General features: G+C 56.8%; 15 protein-coding genes and 2 pseudogenes. 11 read left to right on the top strand and 6 right to left on the bottom strand.

Annotated elements, in window-relative coordinates; genetic code table 11:
* Positions 1–586 precede the first annotated feature (586 nt).
* The gene (locus GS630_RS22595; protein ID WP_371809129.1) at positions 587–961 is read right to left on the bottom strand and encodes a hypothetical protein; all 375 of its coding nucleotides are present in this window, start codon (positions 959–961) and stop codon (positions 587–589) included.
* A complete protein-coding gene (locus GS630_RS11875) occupies positions 961–1,281 on the bottom strand; it encodes a hypothetical protein (protein ID WP_171620510.1) in 321 nt (106 codons plus the stop codon). Before GS630_RS11875 ends, GS630_RS22595 begins: the two co-directional genes overlap by 1 nt.
* A gap of 95 nt (positions 1,282–1,376) precedes the next feature.
* On the opposite strand from GS630_RS11875, the gene GS630_RS11870 reads away from it, so the two are divergent.
* The 6 genes and pseudogenes from GS630_RS11870 to GS630_RS11845 all read left to right on the top strand — a co-directional run bounded on the left by GS630_RS11870 (position 1,377) and on the right by GS630_RS11845 (position 6,162).
* A protein-coding gene (locus GS630_RS11870; RefSeq protein WP_171620744.1) for an IS3 family transposase occupies positions 1,377–2,728 on the top strand; the annotation gives its coding sequence in 2 pieces (ribosomal slippage) (positions 1,377–1,713 and positions 1,713–2,728; 1,353 coding nt in all).
* An 85-nt stretch (positions 2,729–2,813) separates the two neighbouring features.
* Positions 2,814–3,797: pseudogene (locus tag GS630_RS11865) on the top strand (phage/plasmid primase, P4 family); the annotation flags it as partial.
* Between the two features lie 130 nt (positions 3,798–3,927).
* Positions 3,928–4,464, top strand: a complete 537-nt coding sequence (locus GS630_RS11860; RefSeq protein WP_171620508.1) for a hypothetical protein — start codon at positions 3,928–3,930, stop codon at positions 4,462–4,464.
* On the top strand, positions 4,454–4,723 hold the full coding sequence (locus GS630_RS11855) for a hypothetical protein (protein ID WP_171239094.1): 270 nt from the start codon (positions 4,454–4,456) through the stop codon (positions 4,721–4,723). Before GS630_RS11860 ends, GS630_RS11855 begins: the two co-directional genes overlap by 11 nt.
* 351 nt (positions 4,724–5,074) lie before the next feature.
* Positions 5,075–5,668, top strand: a complete 594-nt coding sequence (locus tag GS630_RS11850) for an ankyrin repeat domain-containing protein (protein WP_171620506.1) — start codon at positions 5,075–5,077, stop codon at positions 5,666–5,668.
* 14 nt (positions 5,669–5,682) lie between these two features.
* The gene (locus GS630_RS11845) at positions 5,683–6,162 is read left to right on the top strand and encodes a YHS domain-containing (seleno)protein (RefSeq protein ID WP_171620504.1); all 480 of its coding nucleotides are present in this window, start codon (positions 5,683–5,685) and stop codon (positions 6,160–6,162) included.
* A gap of 19 nt (positions 6,163–6,181) precedes the next feature.
* On the opposite strand, the gene GS630_RS11840 is transcribed toward GS630_RS11845, so the two are convergent.
* Both GS630_RS11840 and GS630_RS11835 read right to left on the bottom strand, forming a co-directional pair.
* A complete protein-coding gene (locus GS630_RS11840; RefSeq protein ID WP_171620502.1) occupies positions 6,182–8,386 on the bottom strand; it encodes an adenylate/guanylate cyclase domain-containing protein in 2,205 nt (734 codons plus the stop codon).
* 574 nt (positions 8,387–8,960) lie between these two features.
* Positions 8,961–9,947 (bottom strand): LysR family transcriptional regulator, encoded by a 987-nt coding sequence (locus GS630_RS11835; protein ID WP_253285899.1) that lies wholly within the window; start codon positions 9,945–9,947, stop codon positions 8,961–8,963.
* Positions 9,948–10,026: 79 nt separating this feature from the next.
* Between GS630_RS11835 and GS630_RS11830 the strand changes: the two genes are divergently transcribed.
* Positions 10,027–11,550, top strand: a complete 1,524-nt coding sequence (locus tag GS630_RS11830; RefSeq protein WP_171620500.1) for a trimethylamine methyltransferase family protein — start codon at positions 10,027–10,029, stop codon at positions 11,548–11,550.
* On the opposite strand, the gene GS630_RS11825 is transcribed toward GS630_RS11830, so the two are convergent.
* Positions 11,541–12,287: a hypothetical protein gene (locus GS630_RS11825; RefSeq protein ID WP_171620498.1), complete on the bottom strand. Its 747-nt coding sequence runs from the start codon at positions 12,285–12,287 to the stop codon at positions 11,541–11,543. The two genes, GS630_RS11830 and GS630_RS11825, sit on opposite strands and share 10 nt — an antisense overlap.
* 47 nt (positions 12,288–12,334) lie before the next feature.
* Here GS630_RS11825 and GS630_RS11820 point away from each other — a divergent pair, with 47 nt between their 5' ends.
* The 4 genes from GS630_RS11820 (at position 12,335) to GS630_RS11805 (ending at position 18,796) form a co-directional block, all read left to right on the top strand.
* Positions 12,335–14,713, top strand: coding sequence for an FAD-dependent oxidoreductase (locus GS630_RS11820; protein ID WP_171620497.1), 2,379 nt, complete (start codon positions 12,335–12,337; stop codon positions 14,711–14,713).
* Positions 14,710–17,097, top strand: coding sequence for an FAD-dependent oxidoreductase (locus tag GS630_RS11815; RefSeq protein WP_216599795.1), 2,388 nt, complete (start codon positions 14,710–14,712; stop codon positions 17,095–17,097). Before GS630_RS11820 ends, GS630_RS11815 begins: the two co-directional genes overlap by 4 nt.
* Complete coding sequence (locus GS630_RS11810; RefSeq protein ID WP_171620496.1) at positions 17,094–18,407, top strand: aspartate aminotransferase family protein; 1,314 nt, start codon at positions 17,094–17,096, stop codon at positions 18,405–18,407. The genes GS630_RS11815 and GS630_RS11810 overlap by 4 nt, the downstream gene beginning before the upstream one ends.
* Positions 18,408–18,562: 155 nt before the next feature.
* On the top strand, positions 18,563–18,796 hold the full coding sequence (locus tag GS630_RS11805) for a hypothetical protein (RefSeq protein ID WP_216599794.1): 234 nt from the start codon (positions 18,563–18,565) through the stop codon (positions 18,794–18,796).
* Positions 18,797–19,716: 920 nt separating this feature from the next.
* Here GS630_RS11805 and GS630_RS11800 read toward each other — a convergent pair.
* Positions 19,717–20,039: pseudogene (locus tag GS630_RS11800) on the bottom strand (arylsulfatase); the annotation flags it as partial.

Raw genomic sequence — 20,039 nt, 5'->3', positions numbered from 1 at the left:
CGCGATGGGGCGTCGACCAGGCCGAGACGGGAATACCAAAAAGGTCGTCCATCACAGTTTTAACGAGACACCGAATCCTCGGCCGGGCATCCCGCCACGTAGGTTCGATACTAAATGTGGTGGCGCAAGTCAATTTTGAAACCCGATTTGGTTGACAAACGCAGCGAAGGTCCTCAAGTCTCGTTCTCTTTCGAGTTGACTAAAGCGGTGCCTTGAGCGTTCTAGTAGACAGGAATTCGGCCGATGAAGCGGTGAGGTCGCAATTCGGAACACAGTGCTCTGGTACAAGAGAATACCCCCTGCCCCGACGTAGGAATGTGCTTTCGAAATTTCCCTGTTAATTTCCCTGTTCTCAGGGAAATCGCGAGACTGGATAGCTGGAGACTGCGAGCACAGCCATCTCATCAGAACATGGAACAACGACAGGCGCTTGGGTCACCGATACCAGAGAAATGCCCCCGTTTATGCCCCAGTCACCCGAACCACCCGTTAACAACTATAACGGGTTCTGCGGGGGTGCCCCTCCCACTTTACGGGAGGAGCGGGTTAGCGTGTTTTGACCCGAGAGTTTTGCATAGCCACAGGGCTAAAGCAGACCCCAATCGACACCATTCGCCTGCCGATCACGCTCATCCTGAAGGTTATCTCGCCGGTCGCCGATGGTCAGATGGCGGGGATTGATACAGCGACGGTTATGGCAACGGTGGCGGATTACCTGATCGCGGGTGGCGGCAAGCCGGTGGGTGATGCAATAAACGAACCTGTAAGCTCGGTCTTGCTCCCCCCGGAGTCGTAGCTTTCTCGGTTCAACTGTTGGCGTGACCCAGCAGCCGTTCTCATCTTGTTCAGTTTCATTCAGTAATTCCTCTACTTTTTGACTGGCTTCTTGGTGATGGTTGGCGATTAGGTTTTCGTACCAAGCCTGCAATTGGCTTCGTTCACGGAAGTATGGAGTTCGCATCAGATGATCTCCACCTCATCTTCTCCAGGCTCAACAGATTGGTCATAGCCGTTTGGTCCAAGCACACGACCATTGGACACTCGATAGTCAGGATGAACCCACAGAGCACGGGCATAGTCGACACCACCCCACTTAACCCTGTCGGGTATCCAACCCAATTCGTTCATGAAGTGAGTAATTCTGTTCGGGTTGGCCTTCAGCGTATCAGCAAAAATGCGACGCAACTCTCCCTGCGGAACTGCAAACACCCCTTTCTCGGCAATTATCTCTGCCAGTTCCTGCTGTAGAACCTCGCCCGAAGCGGCATGCAATCGCCTCATAGTCGGAGTGTGTCTGCTGTCAGCACCCATGGAACAGACTAGTTTGATTGCGTAGCGGAGGATTTCAGGCTCATCGTAACCATCAGAGAGTGGAGATGAGAATGAAGTCCGGGAAACAGAAAGCGTCAGCAGAGAGAGTTGTCAAAGACATCCGCAGGAAGACACGGCGCCAGCATTCGGCAGAGGAGAAGATCCGTATTGTGTTGGATGGGCTTCGTGGTGAAGACAGCGTAGCGGAGCTGTGTCGCCGTGAAGGAATAGCTACGAGCCTGTATTATAGCTGGTCGAAAGAGTTCCTTGAGGCCGGTAAGAAGCGGTTGGCTGGCGATACCGCACGCCAGGCTACCAGCTCTGAGGTGAAAAATTTGAGAGCGGAATCGTCGGCGCTGAAAGAGGTAGTCGCCGACCTGACCCTTGAGAACCGGCTGCTCAAAAAAAGCATGTTCGAGGATGGGGGAGACGACGAATGAGATATCCCGCATCCGAAAAGCTTGAGATCATCCGGCTGGTTGACGGTTCGCACCTGCCGATCAAACGCACACTGGAAAAACTCGGCATTCCCAGAACGACCTTCTACCGCTGGTACGACAGGTATCTGTCTTTCGGCGAGGCCGGGCTTGAGGATCGCCATTCCCGGCCAGGCAGGGTTTGGAACCGCATCCCCGACAAGGTGCGCAAGCAGATCTTGGAACTGGCTCTGGAAGAACCCGAGTTATCGCCCCGCGAGCTTGCGGTGCGGTTCACCGACACCAGGCGCTACTTCGTTTCTGAGGCCAGTGTTTACAGGCTTCTGAAGGCACAGGATCTGATCACCAGCCCAGCCTGCATCACCATCAAAGCGGCGGATGAATTCCATGAGAAGACTGTGCGGCCGAACCAGCTTTGGCAGACCGACTTCACCTATCTCAAAGTCATTGGTTGGGGCTGGTTCTATCTGTCTACGATCCTGGATGATTACAGCCGTTACGTTGTCTCTTGGCGCCTTTGCACCACGATGAAAGCTGACGATGTCACAGGAACGCTGGAAGACGCTTTGGCTGCATCAGGTTGTGACAGTGTCACCGTTGCCCACAAGCCCCGGCTGCTCAGCGACAACGGCAGCAGTTACATCTCTGGCGAGTTGGCGAAATGGCTGGATGAGCAGGGTATGGATCATGTTCGGGGAGCGCCCAACCATCCGCAGACCCAGGGCAAAATTGAGCGATGGCATCAGACGATGAAGAACCGTGTCCTGCTGGAAAACTACTATCTGCCAGGAGCGCTCGAACAGGCCATCGGCAACTTCATCGATCACTACAACCACAACCGATACCACGAGAGCATCAGCAATCTGACACCCGCCGATGTCTATTTCGGTCGAGCCGAAACAATCCTCAGACGCAGAAAGGAAATCAAACACCAGACAATCCAGAAACGCCGCTTGCTGCATCATCAGAACGCGGCGTAGATAGAAACTACAGCGAGCCTGATCCACCAAAACCAATCAAACGCCCCTGTTCCAAATCATTCGATGACGGACACTCGGCACGCCGGGCGGAACCGTCGACTTACGCACCGGTGAAATGCGCGCAGCACGCCGGGATGACATGATCACGAAACAGACCGCCGTTGAACCAGCTCCCGCCGGTATAGAACCGTCGCTTTGGTTGCAGTTTTTGCGTGACGTCTTTGATGGCGACGCGGAAGTGATCTCTTTCATACAGCGTGCGGCTGGTTACGCGCTGACAGGCATGACCAGCGAGCATAAGATGTTGTTTCTCTACGGCACCGGTCGAAACGGCAAATCTGTCTTCCTCAACACGCTCTTCGATCTTTTCGGCGACTACGCGCGTCGCGCTCCGGCGTCGATCTTCCTCAACTCCAAGTTTGAGCAACACTCCACTGGTATTGCCGGTTTGCAGGGTGCGCGCCTCGTCGTCGGCTCCGAACTGCCTAAGGGTAAAAGCTGGGATGAAGCGACAATCAAAGATTTGACCGGTGGCGACAAGCTGACGGCGCGCCTGATGAAGCAGGATTATCTCGACTTCGAACCGCAGTTGACGCTCTTCATTGCCGGAAACAATATGCCATCCTTCGCAGGTATCGACGAAGCGATCCGCGCCCGGGTCGCACTGGTGCCGTTCACTGTGACGATCCCGCCCGAAAAGCGCGATAAGACGCTGCCGGATAAACTGCGCGCAGAAGCGCCCGCCATTCTGCGGTGGGCGATCGACGGAGCGCTGCAATGGCAGAAGAGTGGGTTGGACGTACCGGCCAGCATTACCGCGGCATCCAACGCGTATTTCCACGACGAGGACATTCTCGGCCAGTTCCTCGAAGACGAGACCGCAGCCGACACGGGCAATTTCGTCACAACCAGTACCTTGCATCATCGCTTCGGACAGTGGTGCGAACAGCAAGGACTGCAGCCCTGGACACAACGCACGCTGCAAAAGGAGATGAAGAGCCGGCAATTTGTCACCACGCGGCGCAACACCGGGCGCGGGTTTCTGCACCTCAAATTGAAGCTTGGGTGACGAAAGTGACGGAAGTGACGCTTTTCCCTTTATGCGACGTACGCGCGAGACTCCGAAAGACTCTCAGATACGTCCCACATAGGAAGAAGCGTCACTTCCGTCACTTTTGCCAAACATTGGAGAATGGACGATGAGTGAAATTGAAAAAGACAAACGACCTGAACACGATCTGTTCACCTTCCGCCAAGACGAAGACGGCGGATTGCATGTGACGCAGCACGGGGAAGATGCCCTAACCAAGATCTTTGGCAGTGACAGCCCTGCCGTGAATGAGGGCTTGTTCCTGCAGGCCTATAAAACGCTCAAACCTTCTGAAGTTGAAGATGGATCAGAGGACATGCGGGGCTTCATGCCTGCGATCGTCAGAGAGATCGCGCCGCGTGACGGCGTCGAGCGCATGTTGGCGGTGCAGATGGCAACAACGCACGTGGCAATGATCCGGCAAGGCGGCCGCATGGCGAATGCCGAGCAACTCCCTCAGTTCGAGGCGCACGAACGGGCGTACAACAAACTGGCCCGAACCTACACGTCTCAGGTTGAAGCCTTGCGCAAATACCGAAATGGCGGAAAGCAGACAGTCACCGTGCAGCACGTCAACGTCGAAGATGGCGGGCAGGCCATTGTCGGAAACGTCGAGGCCAGGGGGAGGGTCGCGCATGAAAAGTGACGACAACCCCATGAGCAGGGCGCACGCAGCTCCGAGATGCACTGCGAAATCAAAACGAACTGGAGAGCGCTGCAAAGGCCCGGCCGTGAAAGGGTGGACGGTGTGCAGGTTCCACGGTGCCCGCGGCGGTCATGGCCCCGGTAAAGCCAACCCGGCTTACAGGCACGGCATGCGGACGCGGGAATGGCAAGAAATGCGCAAGGCGATCAACGATCTGGTGCGGATGGAAAGGGAGATCGAGGATTTGATGTCCGATTGATTGCGATCTCTCAATGGCGGCTTAGCGTTCCAAACCAGTCATCTGACAAAATGACTCAGGTGACTGCTTCGAGCCCAAGGCAGACCTTCTCGACCAGTAGACCTCGCCGCTGCAGCATTACTTCTCGTTAACCGGAGCGTCGCCGCGCAGATTAAAGACCCGACATTCATGCAGGCTGCGGCGAAATTCGGAGGCACTACGTCTCCATCGCGGACAAAACACTCGTTGTCTCTGGGGCCGCTGCATGGACTAAACCCACTCGATCGAAACCGTCTTCAACACCGCATCGAATAAGCCGTCGTTGCGCGCAACAGCGGCTCATTGTAGACTTCAAACAGGGGAGGTAGATCCATGCGTTGGATTATTGCCATCTTTACAACGGTATTCTTTATACTTGGGCCCGCTCAAGCAGGTCAGTTATTCGATGCTGCAAAGCAGGGTGATACAGCGACCGTTAAGGCTCTGTTGGAAAGCGGTACCTCGGTTGATGAGCGGGGGCCGAACAAGGCTACGCCCTTGATTGCTGCTTCGTTGGCTGGAAACACCGAAACCGCTGCGGCTCTGATCGAAGCAGGGGCTGACGTGATGGCGCGTAACCACAGCGGTTTCACTCCACTTCACGCGGCTGCCTTCGGCGGTAAGATTGAGACAGCGCAGCTGCTTCTCGCCAAAGGCGCAGACGTGAATGGACGCATCAACAGGGCCGAAAAGTCACCCATCTTTATGGCGGCCGATGAGGGTCATATCGAGATGATCGAGCTACTGCTCGACAACGGTGCGGATATTGTGACACTCGATAACGATGGCTTTTCGGTTCTAATCCGAACGATGTTCCGTAAACACTATGATATCGTTGGGCTGCTGAAGCAGAAAGGAGCCACTTGCCCCCCGCCTGATGCCTTCGGCCCGGAATTTCACCGCCTGTGTTTGGAGGCAGGCACATAAGGTAAGGTCAAAAAATGAACTTTCGACTTCTGATGAGCGGGCTGTTTATTGCAGGCATGACCACGAGTGCGCTGGCGGATGAGCCCATCAACACTGGGCCTTTCGGCGATGTTGCAATCAAGGGTTATGATACTGTTGCCTATTTCACCGAAAGCCGTGCGGTAAAGGGATCAAGTGAGTTCGCATATGATTGGCTTGGCACGCCATGGCACTTCAACAGCGCGGAGAACCGCGAACTGTTTAAGTCTGACCCAACCAAATACGCTCCGCAATACGGCGGGTATTGCACATTGGGTGTCGGCATTGGGGCCAACGCGTCCGAAAACATCGACCCAGTAAATTCCTGGCGGATCATCGATGGGAAGCTTTACTTTATATCGGACCCGACCGGAGCAGAAATGCTTGACCACCCAGAAGGGGAAGCGGTGATCGCCAAGGCGGATGCGAATTGGGAGAAGACCAAGCCGCTGGCAGCCAAGGATTACTCCAACTGACGCGCACCTCGGATGATGGTCATCCGCCAGGGCTAAAGTGAAACAGAATATGCGGGTTGATGTAGCTGTAAGGCGCGCTCGCCCCGATCTCTTCTTCCGCATTTTTGTAGACCATGCCACAAGCCGGGCGACCAAGCGAAAGACCGGGTTGTTGTAAGCACAATGTGTCATCTTTCACAAATGCCGATCCAGTGACAAACAATGTGGATGCGCGCAGGGCCATACTTCCGTTCTCTGAAATCTGCATCAAGCCGGGTCCGCGGCCTTCGAAGTTTCCCTGCCATACGTTGCCGTCGATCAGAGCGGTAACCGCGTCGGCAGATAGCTTTTCGCGCGCGCCAGGTTGAAAGTCGAAGGGCCATTCCTGCACGCCCGCGGTCAACATCGCATCAATGATCCGATCGAGTTCTTCCTGCTTCCGAAAATGCGCAAACAAGACCTTGTAGAGTTGCGCCGAAGTATGCGGAGCAAATTCGGCCACCTCGTCTGCAGTTGCTTGCGCCTTTTGCGTATGGCCAGCCTCTCCATAGGCGGCCGCGAGGATGTTAAAGTAGTCCTCAATACCTTGAGAATTGCCTTTTATCTCCTCAAGGATTTCGACGGCACGTTGGGGACGCCCTGTCAGAATATAGGACAAGCTTGCGATCTGACGTGCATAGCCCGGCAATAGTGGGTTGAGACGCAGAGCCGTTTCGAAATTCTCGATCGCCTCTTCATGTCGGCCGTAGAATGTCTGCGCAAAGCTCAGCGCAAGATAGGCAGATGCTTCACCGGGGGCCTTCTCGACAGAAAGCTGCGCCGAGCGCATCGCTTCCTCATACCTTCGATCCACAGTCTGCAACTCGCTTAATACGGCAAAAGGCATCGCCGCATCGGGATCAATTTCTAAGGCACGACCGGCATGTTCGTAGGCGCGTTTCCGGGCGACCGGAAAGGGCAGCACATCGTCATAGTTACGGCGCATGATCAATGCCTCGGTGCGGGCCTGTGCCGCGAATGCCCTCGCAAAAGTCGGGTCGATTGCGGTTGCGTCCGAATAGAGGCTCAACGCTTCGCGCAGCCCGGGCCGAAAGCCGCTGCGAGCGGCTTCTTCGGCTCTGAGAAAGAAGTCATATGCTTCCAGATCCGTTGTAGGTAGGCGTTCGATCCGCTCCTTTTCGGACACACTCACATCCACACCAAGTTGATCAATGATCTCGTTTATCAGGCCAGATTCCATGGAGAAAATATCGGCTTCGTCTCGCTCCAACCGCTCGGCCCATACTGTCTGCCCGCTGCTCACATCTGTCAGCCGCGCGTTGACCAAAAGCCGAGTTCCCGCTCTGCGCACGCTGCCTTCTAGAACATAGCCCACCCCCAACTCGCGACCGATGGCCCTGCTGTCGATTGTCCGGTCCCGATAGGAAAACGCGGTGTTGCTGCCGATCACCATCAGCCCGGCGACTTTCGAGAAATCTGTAATCAGATCGTCCGTGAGCCCATCTGCGATGTAGCGTTCCGCGTCTGGCAGCCCGAGGTTTTCAAAGGGCAACACGATGAGAGAAGGTAGCCCGTCCTCTGCCGCGATAATTTCACTTTCAGCGCCGCCGAAAAGGGCAACTATGCCATCACGCAATATAAAAGCGGCACCTGAAAGAATCGCAATTACGGCCATCGCCGTGACAGCGCCTCGAACTTTGAAGCGAAACAGTGAAGTGTATTTCGAGCCATTCGGGTCCGCCATCCGAAATACCGTGAGAGGCTCAGGTATATTTTTGACTCGGTGGACACCCGCAGATTCAAATGGCTTACTGACTTTGCCGCGCGTGTGTTCGTAAACCTCGCGCGAGATGCAGATGCCTCCGGGCGTAGCTAGGGGTTCCAGGCGCGCCGCAATGTTAACACCGTCTCCGTAAATGTCGTCACCATCGATGATCAGATCTCCCAGGTTGATACCGATCCGCAATTCGATACGCAGGTGGGGATCAATGGTGTCGTTTCTGTCCTTAACCGCCTCCTGTATCTGGATCGCAGCCTCCACGGCATCAACAACGCTTGCAAATTCGGCCAGCATTCCGTCGCCGATAAGCTTGACGATCCGCCCGTTCTTTTCATCTATCAAACGGATGAGGATGTCTTGGCGCACCGTGGTCAAACGTTCGAAGGTGCCCACCTCATCCTCGGCCATCATACGGCTGAAACCGACTACGTCTGCGGCGAATATGGCGGCAAGCCTGCGTTCCAAGGTTTGCCCCTTCCTCCAAAATGCGGGCAGTACTGCGAAGGTAACACTGAAAAAACGTGACGGAAACTGCGCTCGCTCAAAATATTCTGCTGGGCGAGTGCTTGTCGTTCAAAGGAACGGTGGCGCAAAAAGCCAATTGTCTACGCAGCAGCATAAGGCAGCTTGCTCCGCATTTGAGACATTAAATCCGAGCGAAGCGAACGGCCTGATTAAGTTTTGGCCTATATGCATGATTTGAACGTCCTGTATTGAGAAATCGTGCTGCGCCGTCGCGGGCGATACCGTGACCCTGTCGAGCAATCGATTTGATTTTCGCTGCGCCAGCATCGGGCGGCTTTGTCCGCAAAGCGGAACTTGCGCAAGTATTCCGGAGCGACCGCTTTCGGCATAAGCAGACATTCAAGTCCACGAAATCGGTCCTTCTGTGTACGATGTCTGCTTTCAACAGGACCGGACGTTCGGCAAAATTGGGTCAACTTCCGGTATGCGGGACAAACCCGATCTCCAACTTCGCGCAGGGATTGTCCGCTTCTTGGGTTTTATCCTGTAGTCAGATGTTTTGGCTAAACGCCATTCAACTATAGACTGAGATATTAGACCGCTCGAACTCCACACTTTTAACTCCGATATTGCCCATGTGGAGAGTAATTTGCTCTGCGAGCCTCTGCTTGCACAATTCCGCAACGGCCGCTGGCAAGCCTTGCAACTCCTCTTTCCTCGCAACTACCGTCAACGTGCGCGACAAACCCGAAACAGGCAATTCTTGCAATCGCAAAGCCATGTTTTCCACGAGACCATCGATCAACAGCGTCGGGGTCAAAAGGCTAAACCCCTGTCCTGTCGAAACGCAGGAAGTCACCATGCTGGAGCGATCTGCCTGTATGACCTTGTCAGGCTCGAACCGCAGTCGGCGCAGGTGCTGGGCAATCTGGCGTCCTGCATTGGTCGTATCACCGAAACGTACCAGAGGCAGCCGCGTCTGGATCGCCTCCAGGTTTTCGGTTGGTCCGTCGTATGCTTCAGGAAGAACCAAGAGGTATTTTTCGGTCAAAATGTGGTGCCGCTCCAGCCCGTCCATGTCCAAGAAAGGGTTCGATGTAATTGCCAGATCCGCCTGCTTGGTGCGCAAGAGATGCTCATGGTTGCCGCTTTGCCCGGCGTGCAATGTAATGTCTTCGACTTTGAACCTTTTTTGCGCAAGATCGATCAATGGCGGCGTAAGGGTCGTTGCAATGGAGGCTTGAATGCCCACCCTTAGCAGCGTCAGGGACTGGCCACCGACATGGCGCAACTCGGTTTCCATATCCGACAACGCATCTAGTATCTTTTGTGTTTTGCCGTGCAGTCGTGCGCCAGCATATGTCAGTTTTGCAGGTCGTGTGCTGCGGTCCAGCAGCGTCGTGCCGAACGCCTTTTCTAATGCTGAAATGTGCTGAGATGCGGCGGGTTGTGACAGGCCCAGCAGGCTCGCTCCAGCCCGCATTTGACCTGTTTCAGCTACCGCGAGGAACACCTCAAGCGAGCGCATAAGGCTTGGTGACATTTTGTAGCGATCAAGCAAGTCTCATCCTTAATATAAGAATTTCTGATACTATTTAGATTTTCTTGGGTTTGGTCAATCGCTGCGGCATCGTAGTCGCATGTCTCCCACAAGTACCTCTCGCCGCCGTAAAGCAGCTAACAAACGCACACGAACCGAAGCGCGTGCGCCGTTCATTTTGCGCAAGCTTTCAACCTTCGGTGTCCTCAGTGATGCCGGGCTTGAGCAGATTGAGGCAAATGCCGACACCATCCTTTCCGAGACGGGTATGGAGTTTCAAGACGATCCTGAGATCCTCCGGATTTTTGCGGATGCAGGGTGCGATGTTGACGGAACACGGGTACGGTTCGCGCCCGGCTTTTGCCGCCGGACCATCATGGCAATCGCGCCAAGCCAGTTCATACAGCATGCCCGCAACCCCAAAAACAATGTCCAGCTTGGTGGCGATGCGACGGTCCTGTGCCCGTCCTGGGGTCCACCTTTCGTGCATGATCTGGATCGCGGTCGGCGTTATGCGAGCCATGAAGACTTCAACAATCTGGTAAAGCTACACCACACGCTGCCATGGCTGCATCATTCGGGCGGTGTGGTTTGTGAACCTGTTGATCTGCCCGCCAACAAGCGCCATCTGGATATGCTCTACGCTCATATCCGCCACTCTGACCGCGCGTTTATGGGGGCCTTCATCGGCGCTGAACGGGCGGGTCATGCAATTGACATGGCACGGATCGTCTTTGGCGACATCTCAGAGAAGCCCGCGTTATACTGCGTGTCTAACACCAATGCGCCTTTGGTGATGGACAGCCATATGTCTGGCGCGCTGAAAACCTATGCGCGCGCGGGCCAGCCCGTTGCCTGCACACCTTGGGTGCTGACCGGGGCGATGTCGCCTGCGACTGTTGCTGGGACGCTTGCACAAGTGTTGGCCGAAACCATGGCGGCAATGGCTCTGACCCAATTGGTGAATCCAGGCGCTCCCTGTCTGATGGGTAGCTTTGCCTCGACCATGTCGATGAAATCCGGCGCGCCAACCTTTGGCACACCAGAGGCTGGCCTGATGGTTTTGGCAGCCGGGCAACTTGCGCGCAGGCTTGGGGTGCCTTTTCACACCGTGGGCACGCTCAGTTCTTCCAAGCTGCCCGATGCACAAAGCCAGCAAGAGGCCGCTTGGGGTTTGATGATGTCGATGTTTGCCGGTGCCAACTTGATCAACCACGCGACCGGCTGGCTCGAAGGCGGGCTGGTGACCTCGTTCGAAAAAACTGTGATTGATCATGATCTTTGTGGCAAGATCGGACGCTTTTTTGACGGGATCGATATGAGCGAGAATGCTCAGGCGATGGAGGCAATTGCTAGCACTGGTCCTGGGGCACATTTCCTTGGATCTGAACATACGCAGGCCAATTTCATGACCGCGCTCTTCCGCCCATGGACACCTGATGACAATTCGTTTGAGCAATGGCATGCGGCTGGGGAACAGGACGCGGCAGCGCGGGCCAACGCCATATGGAAGGAACGTCTAGAAGGGTATAAGGACCCCGGTCTCGACCCTGATATTGACGCGGCCCTCAAGGACTACATCGCCGCACGCAAAGCGGAAAAACCCGATCAGGACTATTTCTGATGGGCCTGGCGTTCCGCAATTTCGCGCATCCGCTCATAGAACGGCACGTGATGCGCAGCGTGGTCGGGATAGGGTTCACCGAGCCGATCAAGTTCTGCTTGGCAGTCGATGAGTTTAGGCGCTTTGATCGCACCGCTTTCCAACACTTCGGTATGCCAGCTTTGCACCGAATCCCAACCGGCCGGCACAGCGTCGTTCCACGTGAACGCGTGATCCAGGAACGCAAGCCCGGCATGCGCCCAGTAGCGGCGCAACGTTGTCTGCGGGGACGTGCGCAACTGATCTGCGGTGATCACCAACGGGTTATGTCCCAACTCGATCAATGCGCTGTAGAGTCGGTATTGCGCCTCATGGCCCAACTCCAATCGCGTGAATTTGGGGTCGCGTTTTGCATAAGACAGCGCAGCTTCGATGGGGTCACGTACCAGAAAGGCATGGGTCATTTCGCTCGCAAACCCTGCGTCGCGCGGCAACCGGTCCGCGACGTAATACGCCATATCCTTGAGAAAAACCGAGGCGCTCTCCGCCGTCTCGCGGATCATCGCGCGGATCTCATCATAGGTGACAGGATGTCCCGGCGCAGGCGAGAAGCCCGGAAAAAGCCGGTCTGTGGTCGTCAGATAGTGGTGGTACATGAACGGTTCGTGCAGGACCGACAGATCGCCGCGCTCGCGCATGATCCGTTCAAAAGCAGTCGAAACCGAACGCGGGTGGCACCACAAAGCATGTATCCTCATGCGGCCAGCCTAGTGGCGCCTCTCAGCGTGCGTCAACGGAGGCCAATGTGAGCCGTATCCTGATCATCGGCGGCGGCGCAATTGGCTTGAGCGTGGCCTATCATCTTGGGAAACGTGGCGCAGCTGAAGTTACACTGCTCGAGCGCAACCAGCTGACGTCTGGGACCTCTTGGCATGCGGCCGGGATCGTGGGACCGCTGCGCGCCACACCAAATATGACTGCGCTTGCCTCGGCGGCACTGGAGGTTTTCCCGACACTGGAGGCTGAAACCGGCATGTCCACCGGATATCGGCGCACTGGGGGCTACTGGCTCGCGCGCGACCCGGCACGAATGGATGAACTTCACCGGATTTCTGACCTGGGTGCGACGCAAGGGCTGACACCAGCGGTAATCGCCGCGTGTGACGTGCCCATGCCCATGCTAGACCTTTCAGAGCATGTCGGAGCGTTGCATGTGCCCGAAGACGCTCATGTTAACCCTGTGGACCTCTGCATGGCCTATGCCCGTGCAGCAAAGACCCTCGGTGTGACGATCCACGAAGGCGTCGAGGTGAAAAGCCTGATCACCGAAAACGGGAGGGCAAAGGGCGTCGCACTCGCCGACGACACTACCTTGGAGGCCAATCAAGTGGTCATCGCCACAGGAGCATGGTCCCGGGAGTTAGCCGCCACAGCAGGCGTTGCGCTGCCGCTCCAAGCGGTTGAACACATGTATGTGGTCACCGAACCGATCCCCAATCTGCCAGACCCTTTCCCTGTGATCCGCGATCTGGATCGGGGTATCTATATCAAGGGTGATGCTGGAAAACTCGTGATTGGAGGTTTCGAACCGCACGCCAAATGCTGGAACCCTTACGGGCCGGAAGGCAATCGGCCCTTCCTTGAGATGGCTGAAGACTGGGACCAGTTTGCGCCCTTTGTGGAGGCCGCGTTGGAACTATGTCCGACGCTGGAGCAGGTGGGCGTACAGCATTTCATGAACGGCCCCGAGAGCTTTACTGCCGACACACACCCTCTTGTCGGGGAAACCGACGTTGATGGTCTACTCGTTGCTGCGGGCATGAACTCAGTGGGCATAATGTCGTCCGCCGGGATTGGACGCGCCTTGGCAGATTGGATAGTTGATGGCCAACCGCCGATGAACATGTGGGAGGTCGATGTCGCTCGGGTTGATCCACTTACGGCTGCGCCTGCACACTTGGAGGTACGGATGGAAGAGGCCGTCGCGGACCTCTTTAATCTGCATTGGCCCTACAAACAGCCAAAGGCCGGGCGCAGGATGCGCAAGTCAGCGCTGCATGATCGATGGGCTGCCCTTGGGGCGCAGTTTGGGCAAACCGCCGGGTGGGAGCGAGGGCTTTGGTATGGCGAGGAGCAGGCGTATTCTGTTGGCGCTCAAGGATGGTGGCCGATTACCCAAAACGAAGCCGCGTCTATGGCCAAGGGCACGGCCCTGATCGACCTCAGCCCCTTTACCAAGATAGATGTCACGGGTCCGTGTGCTCTTGACGCGCTGAACCAGCTTTGTACCGCGCAGATGGACGTCGCTATCGGCAAAGCAGTTTACACCCAAATCTTGAACGACCGTGGCGGGATCGAGATGGACATCACCGTCTCTCGTCTCGCCGAGAGCCGTTTCCATATCACATCGGGTGCCGCGACCCGTGCCCGTGACTTTGCGTTCCTGCGACGCAATCTGGCCGATGGCGTGACGCTGACGGATGTGACCGAGGAGTTTTGCACACTGGGTGTCATGGGCGCAGGCAGTGGCGCGGCGCTACAGCACCTAGACGACGGAGTCTCATGGACAAACGCGCCGATGGGTCAGGTGCGCGAGTTTATTGCCGAAGGCCAACCCGCGCGCGCCACACGCGTCAGCTTCGTCGGCGAATATGGCTGGGAGTTGATGCTTCCCAACGCTGTCGCCGCACCCGTGTTCGACGCGCTCGTCGCAGCAGGCGCAGCGCCTTTGGGTCACTATGCGCTCGATGGGTGCCGGATAGAGAAGGGGTTCAAACACTGGGGCCATGACATTGGTCCGACGATCACACCTTTGGAAGCGGGGCTTGGCTTCACCATCGACTGGAGCAAGGACTTCTCGGGTAAAGCTGCCTTGCTCGAGCAGAAAGCACAGGGCGTCCGCAAGCGTCTGATCCTGGTGCAGGTCAAAGGCGACGCGTTGATGCTGCACGACGAGCCAGTCTTCGAATGTGGTCAGCATGTCGGATTCACAACCTCCGGCGCGCGGGGGCCGCGCACAGGGCTGAACCTGTGCTTTGCTTTGGTGTCCACCGATCCGGGTGAGACGAAAGCGCAGACCTGCGCACGTAGCTTCACCGTGAGGGTCGCGGGCAAAGACCACGCCGCCAGCCCGTTGCAACGCCCGCCCTTTGACCCGAAAAATGAAAGGATGCGTGGACAATGAGCAGCGTGACCAAGGCACAGGTTGTCATCATCGGCGGCGGCGCGATGGGCGTCTCGCTGATGTATCATTTGGTCAAAGAGGGTTGGTCTGATGTGGTGCTGGTCGAGAAGAACGACCTCACCCATGGCTCGACCTGGCACGCTGCGGGGCTTTGCACCCATTTCGCACATAATCCGACAATTCAAGAATTGCGCGCCACGTCCGTGCGGCTCTATCGCGATATTCTGCCCCAAGAGACAGGCCGTGATTGTGGATTTCACACCTCTGGTGCAATGCGGATCACGCGCAACCCGGACCGGATGGATGAGTTTCGCCACGTTGCAGGCCTGTCGGATTTCACCGGCTATCCGCTGGAAGTCCTGACGCCGGAGCGCATCGCCGAGTTGCACCCATTGGCGCAGCTTGATGGTTTGATAGGGGGCATTTTTGAGCCCGACGATGGCCACGTGGACCCGACATTGGCCACCCAAGCCATGGCGGAGGTCGCGCGCAAAGGTGGCGCACACATCTGGCGCAACTGCCCAGTAACCGCGATCCGGCGCGAGGGCGATCACTGGCTGATCGCCACGCCCAAGGGTGAGATCACCTCGACCCATGTGGTCAACGCCGCTGGCACTTGGGGTTGGGAAATTGGCCTTATGATGGGGCTGAACATCCCATCGGTCCCGGTGCTCCACCAATATCTGGTGACCGATACAGTGCAGGTGGTGGCAGACCGGGTTGCGCAGGGGCTGCCCGAACTACCGATCATCCGCGACCCCGAAGAAAGCTGGTACGTCCGGCAAGAACGCGATGGGCTGATACTTGGACCGTATGAGAAAGAGGCGCAGGTCTGGTCCGTGGATGGCGTCCCGCCCGAGTTTGGCGCGGACCTGATGCCGCCCGACCTAGACAGGGTCGAGCACATTATCGAGGCGGCCATGGCGCGCATCCCGGCGCTGGAAACGGGCGGCGTCAAATCCGTGATCAACGGACCAATCACATTTACCCCGGATGCCAATCCGCTTATTGGACCTGCTCATGGGCTGCAGAATGCCTGGCTGCTGACCGGCTCGTCCATGGGCGTGATGGAGGGCGGTGGCGCAGGCTGGTTCCTGGCCCATTGGATGACACATGGTGCCCCACCCATGGACGCGCTGGCGGTAGACAGCCGTCGCTTCGGGTCCTGGGCAGATCGCGGTTACCGCGTTGCTAAAGCCATCGAATGCTTCGGCCTTCAATTCGGGGTGCATTACCCGCACGAGGAGCGCCCCGCAGGACGTAACTTGCGCCTCTCTCCGCTGCATGACCTGATGGTCGAACGCGGCGCGGTCATGGGCGCGGCACATGGTTGGGAGCGGCCCAACTGGTTCACCGACACACCCGGTGCAGAACCTGAGGAGACGTTCCGCCGTGCCAATTGGTTCCATGCCGTGGCCGCTGAAGTCGACGCGGCCACCAACCGCGTGGCGATGGCCGATCTTTCGGTGTTCTCCAAATTCGACGTCACTGGCCCGGATGTGGCGGCATTCCTTGAGACGCTCGGGGCCAACCGCGCGCCAGAACCAGGGCGCATCGGCCTGACACATGTGCTGACACCGGCAGGTGGGGTCTTGTCGGAGTTCACCGTCACGCGGTTGGCCGAGGATCACGCCTACCTGACCTCCGCGGCCGCGGCCGAGGAAATCGACCTCGACCAGTTGACCAAGGCTGCAGCGGCGTTCGACGTCACCGTCACAAACCGCTGCGAAGAACTGGCGGTGATCGGCGTCATGGGCCCAAAATCACCCGAGGTGCTGTACGAACTCACCGTCACGCCCTGGCTCACTGTGCAGGAATCCGAGGTTGCGGGCTTCCCAGTACGCGCCCTGCGGGTCTCCTACGTTGGGGAATGTGGATGGGAGCTGCATGTCGCGCGCGATCAGGCCGTTGCGCTTTTCACTAAATTGGAAGAGACCGCCAAACCCCATGGCCTTGGCTTCTATGGCGCCTATGCCGCCAACTCGATGCGGTTGGAAAAAGGCTATCGCGGTTGGGGCAGTGACCTGACCACGGAGCGCAGCCCGCTGGAGGCTGGACTGACATCCTTCGTGCGCAAAGACCTGCGCGACGTGCTGGCTTGCGAAACCGGCTGGGACATGGTCCTGCTGGAGATTGAAGCAGGCGAAGTGGACCCGTTCTATGCCCACACGATTTGGCAAAGCGGGAATGCTGTCGGTATCGTTACCTCCGGTGCCTATGGCCATCGCACCGGCAAGGTGCTCGCACTGGCCTACCTGCGCGAACAGGACGCGCGCGAAAACCTGACCGTTTCCATACTTGGGCAGCATAGGCGAGCCAACATTCTGCCTCGCCCACCGTACGATCCTGACAACACTCGCTTGAAAGCCGGAGCCGCGAAATGATCGAACATCCCCTACACACCGATTGGAACTTTGACAGCACCGCCGCACGGCGTGACCAATATTACGCGGCCTCACTGACCCGTTTCACACCGTTCCGGGACCCAATCGTGTTTCAGAAGGGGCAAGGTCAGTATCTGTGGGATACGGACGGGCGGAAATACACGGACCTTCTAGGAATGAATGTCTGTATCTCTGTCGGCCATTCGCATCCCCGGGTCGTCGCGGCGGCGATGGAGCAGGCGCAGGAGCTCACCCATTGTACGACAATGTTCTATCACCCGACACCTGCGCATTTGGCAGAGGAACTCGCGGCCACAATGCCAAAAGGTCACGAGTGGGTGGTGCATCTAACCAATTCGGGGTCAGAAGCCATTGACCTGGCCATGACAATGGCGCGGACCTTCACCGGTAATCTTGATCTGCTTGCCCTGCGCACAGCTTACCATGGACCAACTGCCGCTGCTCAGTCAGTCACGGGTATCTCTGGATGGCGGCACCCGGGCATGCCCGGAAATGTCGCCTTTGTCGCAGATCCGAACCAGTATCGCGGTATCTTTGGCCCAGGCACTGCGCCTTATCTCGATGAGATCACCCACACCATAAACGCCGCCACTTCCGGTAGCGTGGCCGGGATTTTGGTCGAAAGTGTGCAGGGATATGGAGGCATTCATCAGATGCCGCCGGGCTATATGTCTGGTGCAGCAGAGCGGGTGCGCGCCGCCGGAGGGCTTTATATCGCGGATGAGGTGCAATCCGGTTTCGGTCGTACCGGCGATCACTTCTGGGGATTTGAGGCGGACGATGTCGTCCCCGACATCATTGTTATGGCTAAAGGCCTGGGCAATGGCTTTCCCATCGGCGCTGTCGTCGCCAAGAAACATATCGCCGAGCCCATGGCCGAGAAGTTCATGTTCCACACCTATGGAGCAAATCCAACCTCTGCCGCCGCCGCGCGTGCAGTCCTCGCCGTCATGCGCGACGAGGGCTTGCAGGAGAACGCCAAGACAGTTGGCGCAAAGCTGCTGGAGCGTCTAAACGATCTCAAAGACAAGCACATGGCCATCGGCGACGTGCGGGGGCACGGTTTGATGCTGGCGTTGGAATTTGTAACTGACCGCGAGAGCAAATCGCCCGATAAGGCCATGACGACAGAGGTTTTTGAGGCCTGCCGCGCGCAAGGGATTATCCTGTCGAAATCCGGACCATTCCAGCAATGCCTGCGCATGGTGCCGCCGCTTTGTCTGTCGATGGAGGACGTGGACCAAGTCACAACGAGTCTTGATCAAGCGTTACACGACGCGGCGCTCTAGGGAATTGGAATGCCCCAGGACCTGTACCGGCTCAAATACATTGGGTTCAGGCATACTTTTCGCCCACGTCTTCGCGAACGGGATACGGTCGTGACGGAGCCAAAGGGCCGGTGGCAGTACCATACTACACTAACATGCATATCGGTGATCAGGGCATGCAGTCGCTGATTTCCATTGGTGAAGCTTACGCAGACAAGATCGTGCAGCCGTCTCTGACCATCTACAGCAGCACGGCCTTCACCGCGCCCTGTTCTACCCAGTTTGTCGAAAAACTGACGAATGAGCACGAGGAACTTGCGTTCGACGAGTTCTACCATGTCGACTTCTACTACAAGCCTGAAGCCGTGAAGGCATCGACAGATGCTGTGGCAGAGTTCTTCAACAAATGAACCAACAAGGCAGAGGCTATTTTGTGACCTCTGCCAGCACGACCGATAAGCGGACATTGGTTTTTCAGCGCAGCATTCGAGAGTTTGGGCTCAAAGCAGTCATCTGAGTCTTTTGGTCAGGTGACAGCTTAGGAGCGGATAGCGGACGTCCAAATTTACAAACTCCTAATTTCGACCATGTAAGAATTTGGCTATCTACGCGGTCTAGTGCCTTCATGGCCTATTGTTAGACCCGCCCTACGGCCATCTTGAATCGGCGAGAGTCGATTGTTCAATCGATAGAAGCCAAATCTCGGAAACAACGGCGCTGGTGGGAATATTGGTGGGAATGAAAAACTCGACAAGTAACTTAGTAAATTAAAAACATGTACTTAATGGATAAAGGTGGCTGGGGTGGTAGGAATCCTTGCCGTCCGATGAAACCTAAGAGCTTTTCCAATCGGTGGCCGGAACTGGGGCGGTTTCGGGGGCATTCGCTAAGCTCTGCGACGGGCATTTCTGACCGCTGGAGAGGCCGTTCACTGGTGCTGACAGAACCGCTGACGAGATCGCTAACTGGCTCTGGTGGCGTCCGTAGGTCTGGACCGCTGACGACTAGCCAGGGGGCTGACGACTGTTTGTTGGCATTGATGAAGTGGCTGACCGTTGGCGCAGAAGCGGACGTTCGAGCGGACAACGGCGAATGACCGTATCGAGCCCAGTCCGGAAGTACTTCGGTACCGATGCTCGCACCTGCAGCAACGCGAACGCCAAAATTGCTAGCCACGCCGCAGAAATTTAAGCGGCCGTTTAGTCACGCTGCAGCTAGATTTGCAACGCCCATTGCGGCTTTGCGAATAGAACTGCCGGTTGCTTTGGATCCAAACAAAGCGACCGCAAGATGCGGTCACTCTTAGAAATTTGTTCAAAGACTAATTGCTTCAGCCGCCCTGGTTCCTTTGCAAGCTCTCCAGCACTTGGTCGATCGAGAAACTCGCAGGCTTTTGTCGGGGCGGATAATTCTCGAATGTTGACAAGAATTGCGCAACAAACGCCTGAGCAGGGACCAAGAGATAGGTCCGGTCGAGCCGCCATCTTGAGTACCCGATTGACTCGTGCTCCGCCCGTTCGAACGGATCGGTGTAAAGGTCGATGATCTTTGGTAGCCGCAGGAACGTCAGGGGCTCCTGCCAGACGTCAAACCCATGAGCGCGCTGTTCCGCAAAGACGACCTTCCAGCGATTATAGCGGAGGTTCATCAGGT

The sequence above is a fragment of the Ruegeria sp. HKCCD7303 genome, assembly GCF_013111185.1.
In the GTDB taxonomy this organism is placed as follows: Bacteria; Pseudomonadota; Alphaproteobacteria; order Rhodobacterales; family Rhodobacteraceae; genus Ruegeria.
This window is presented reverse-complemented; position numbering and strand designations above follow the sequence as displayed.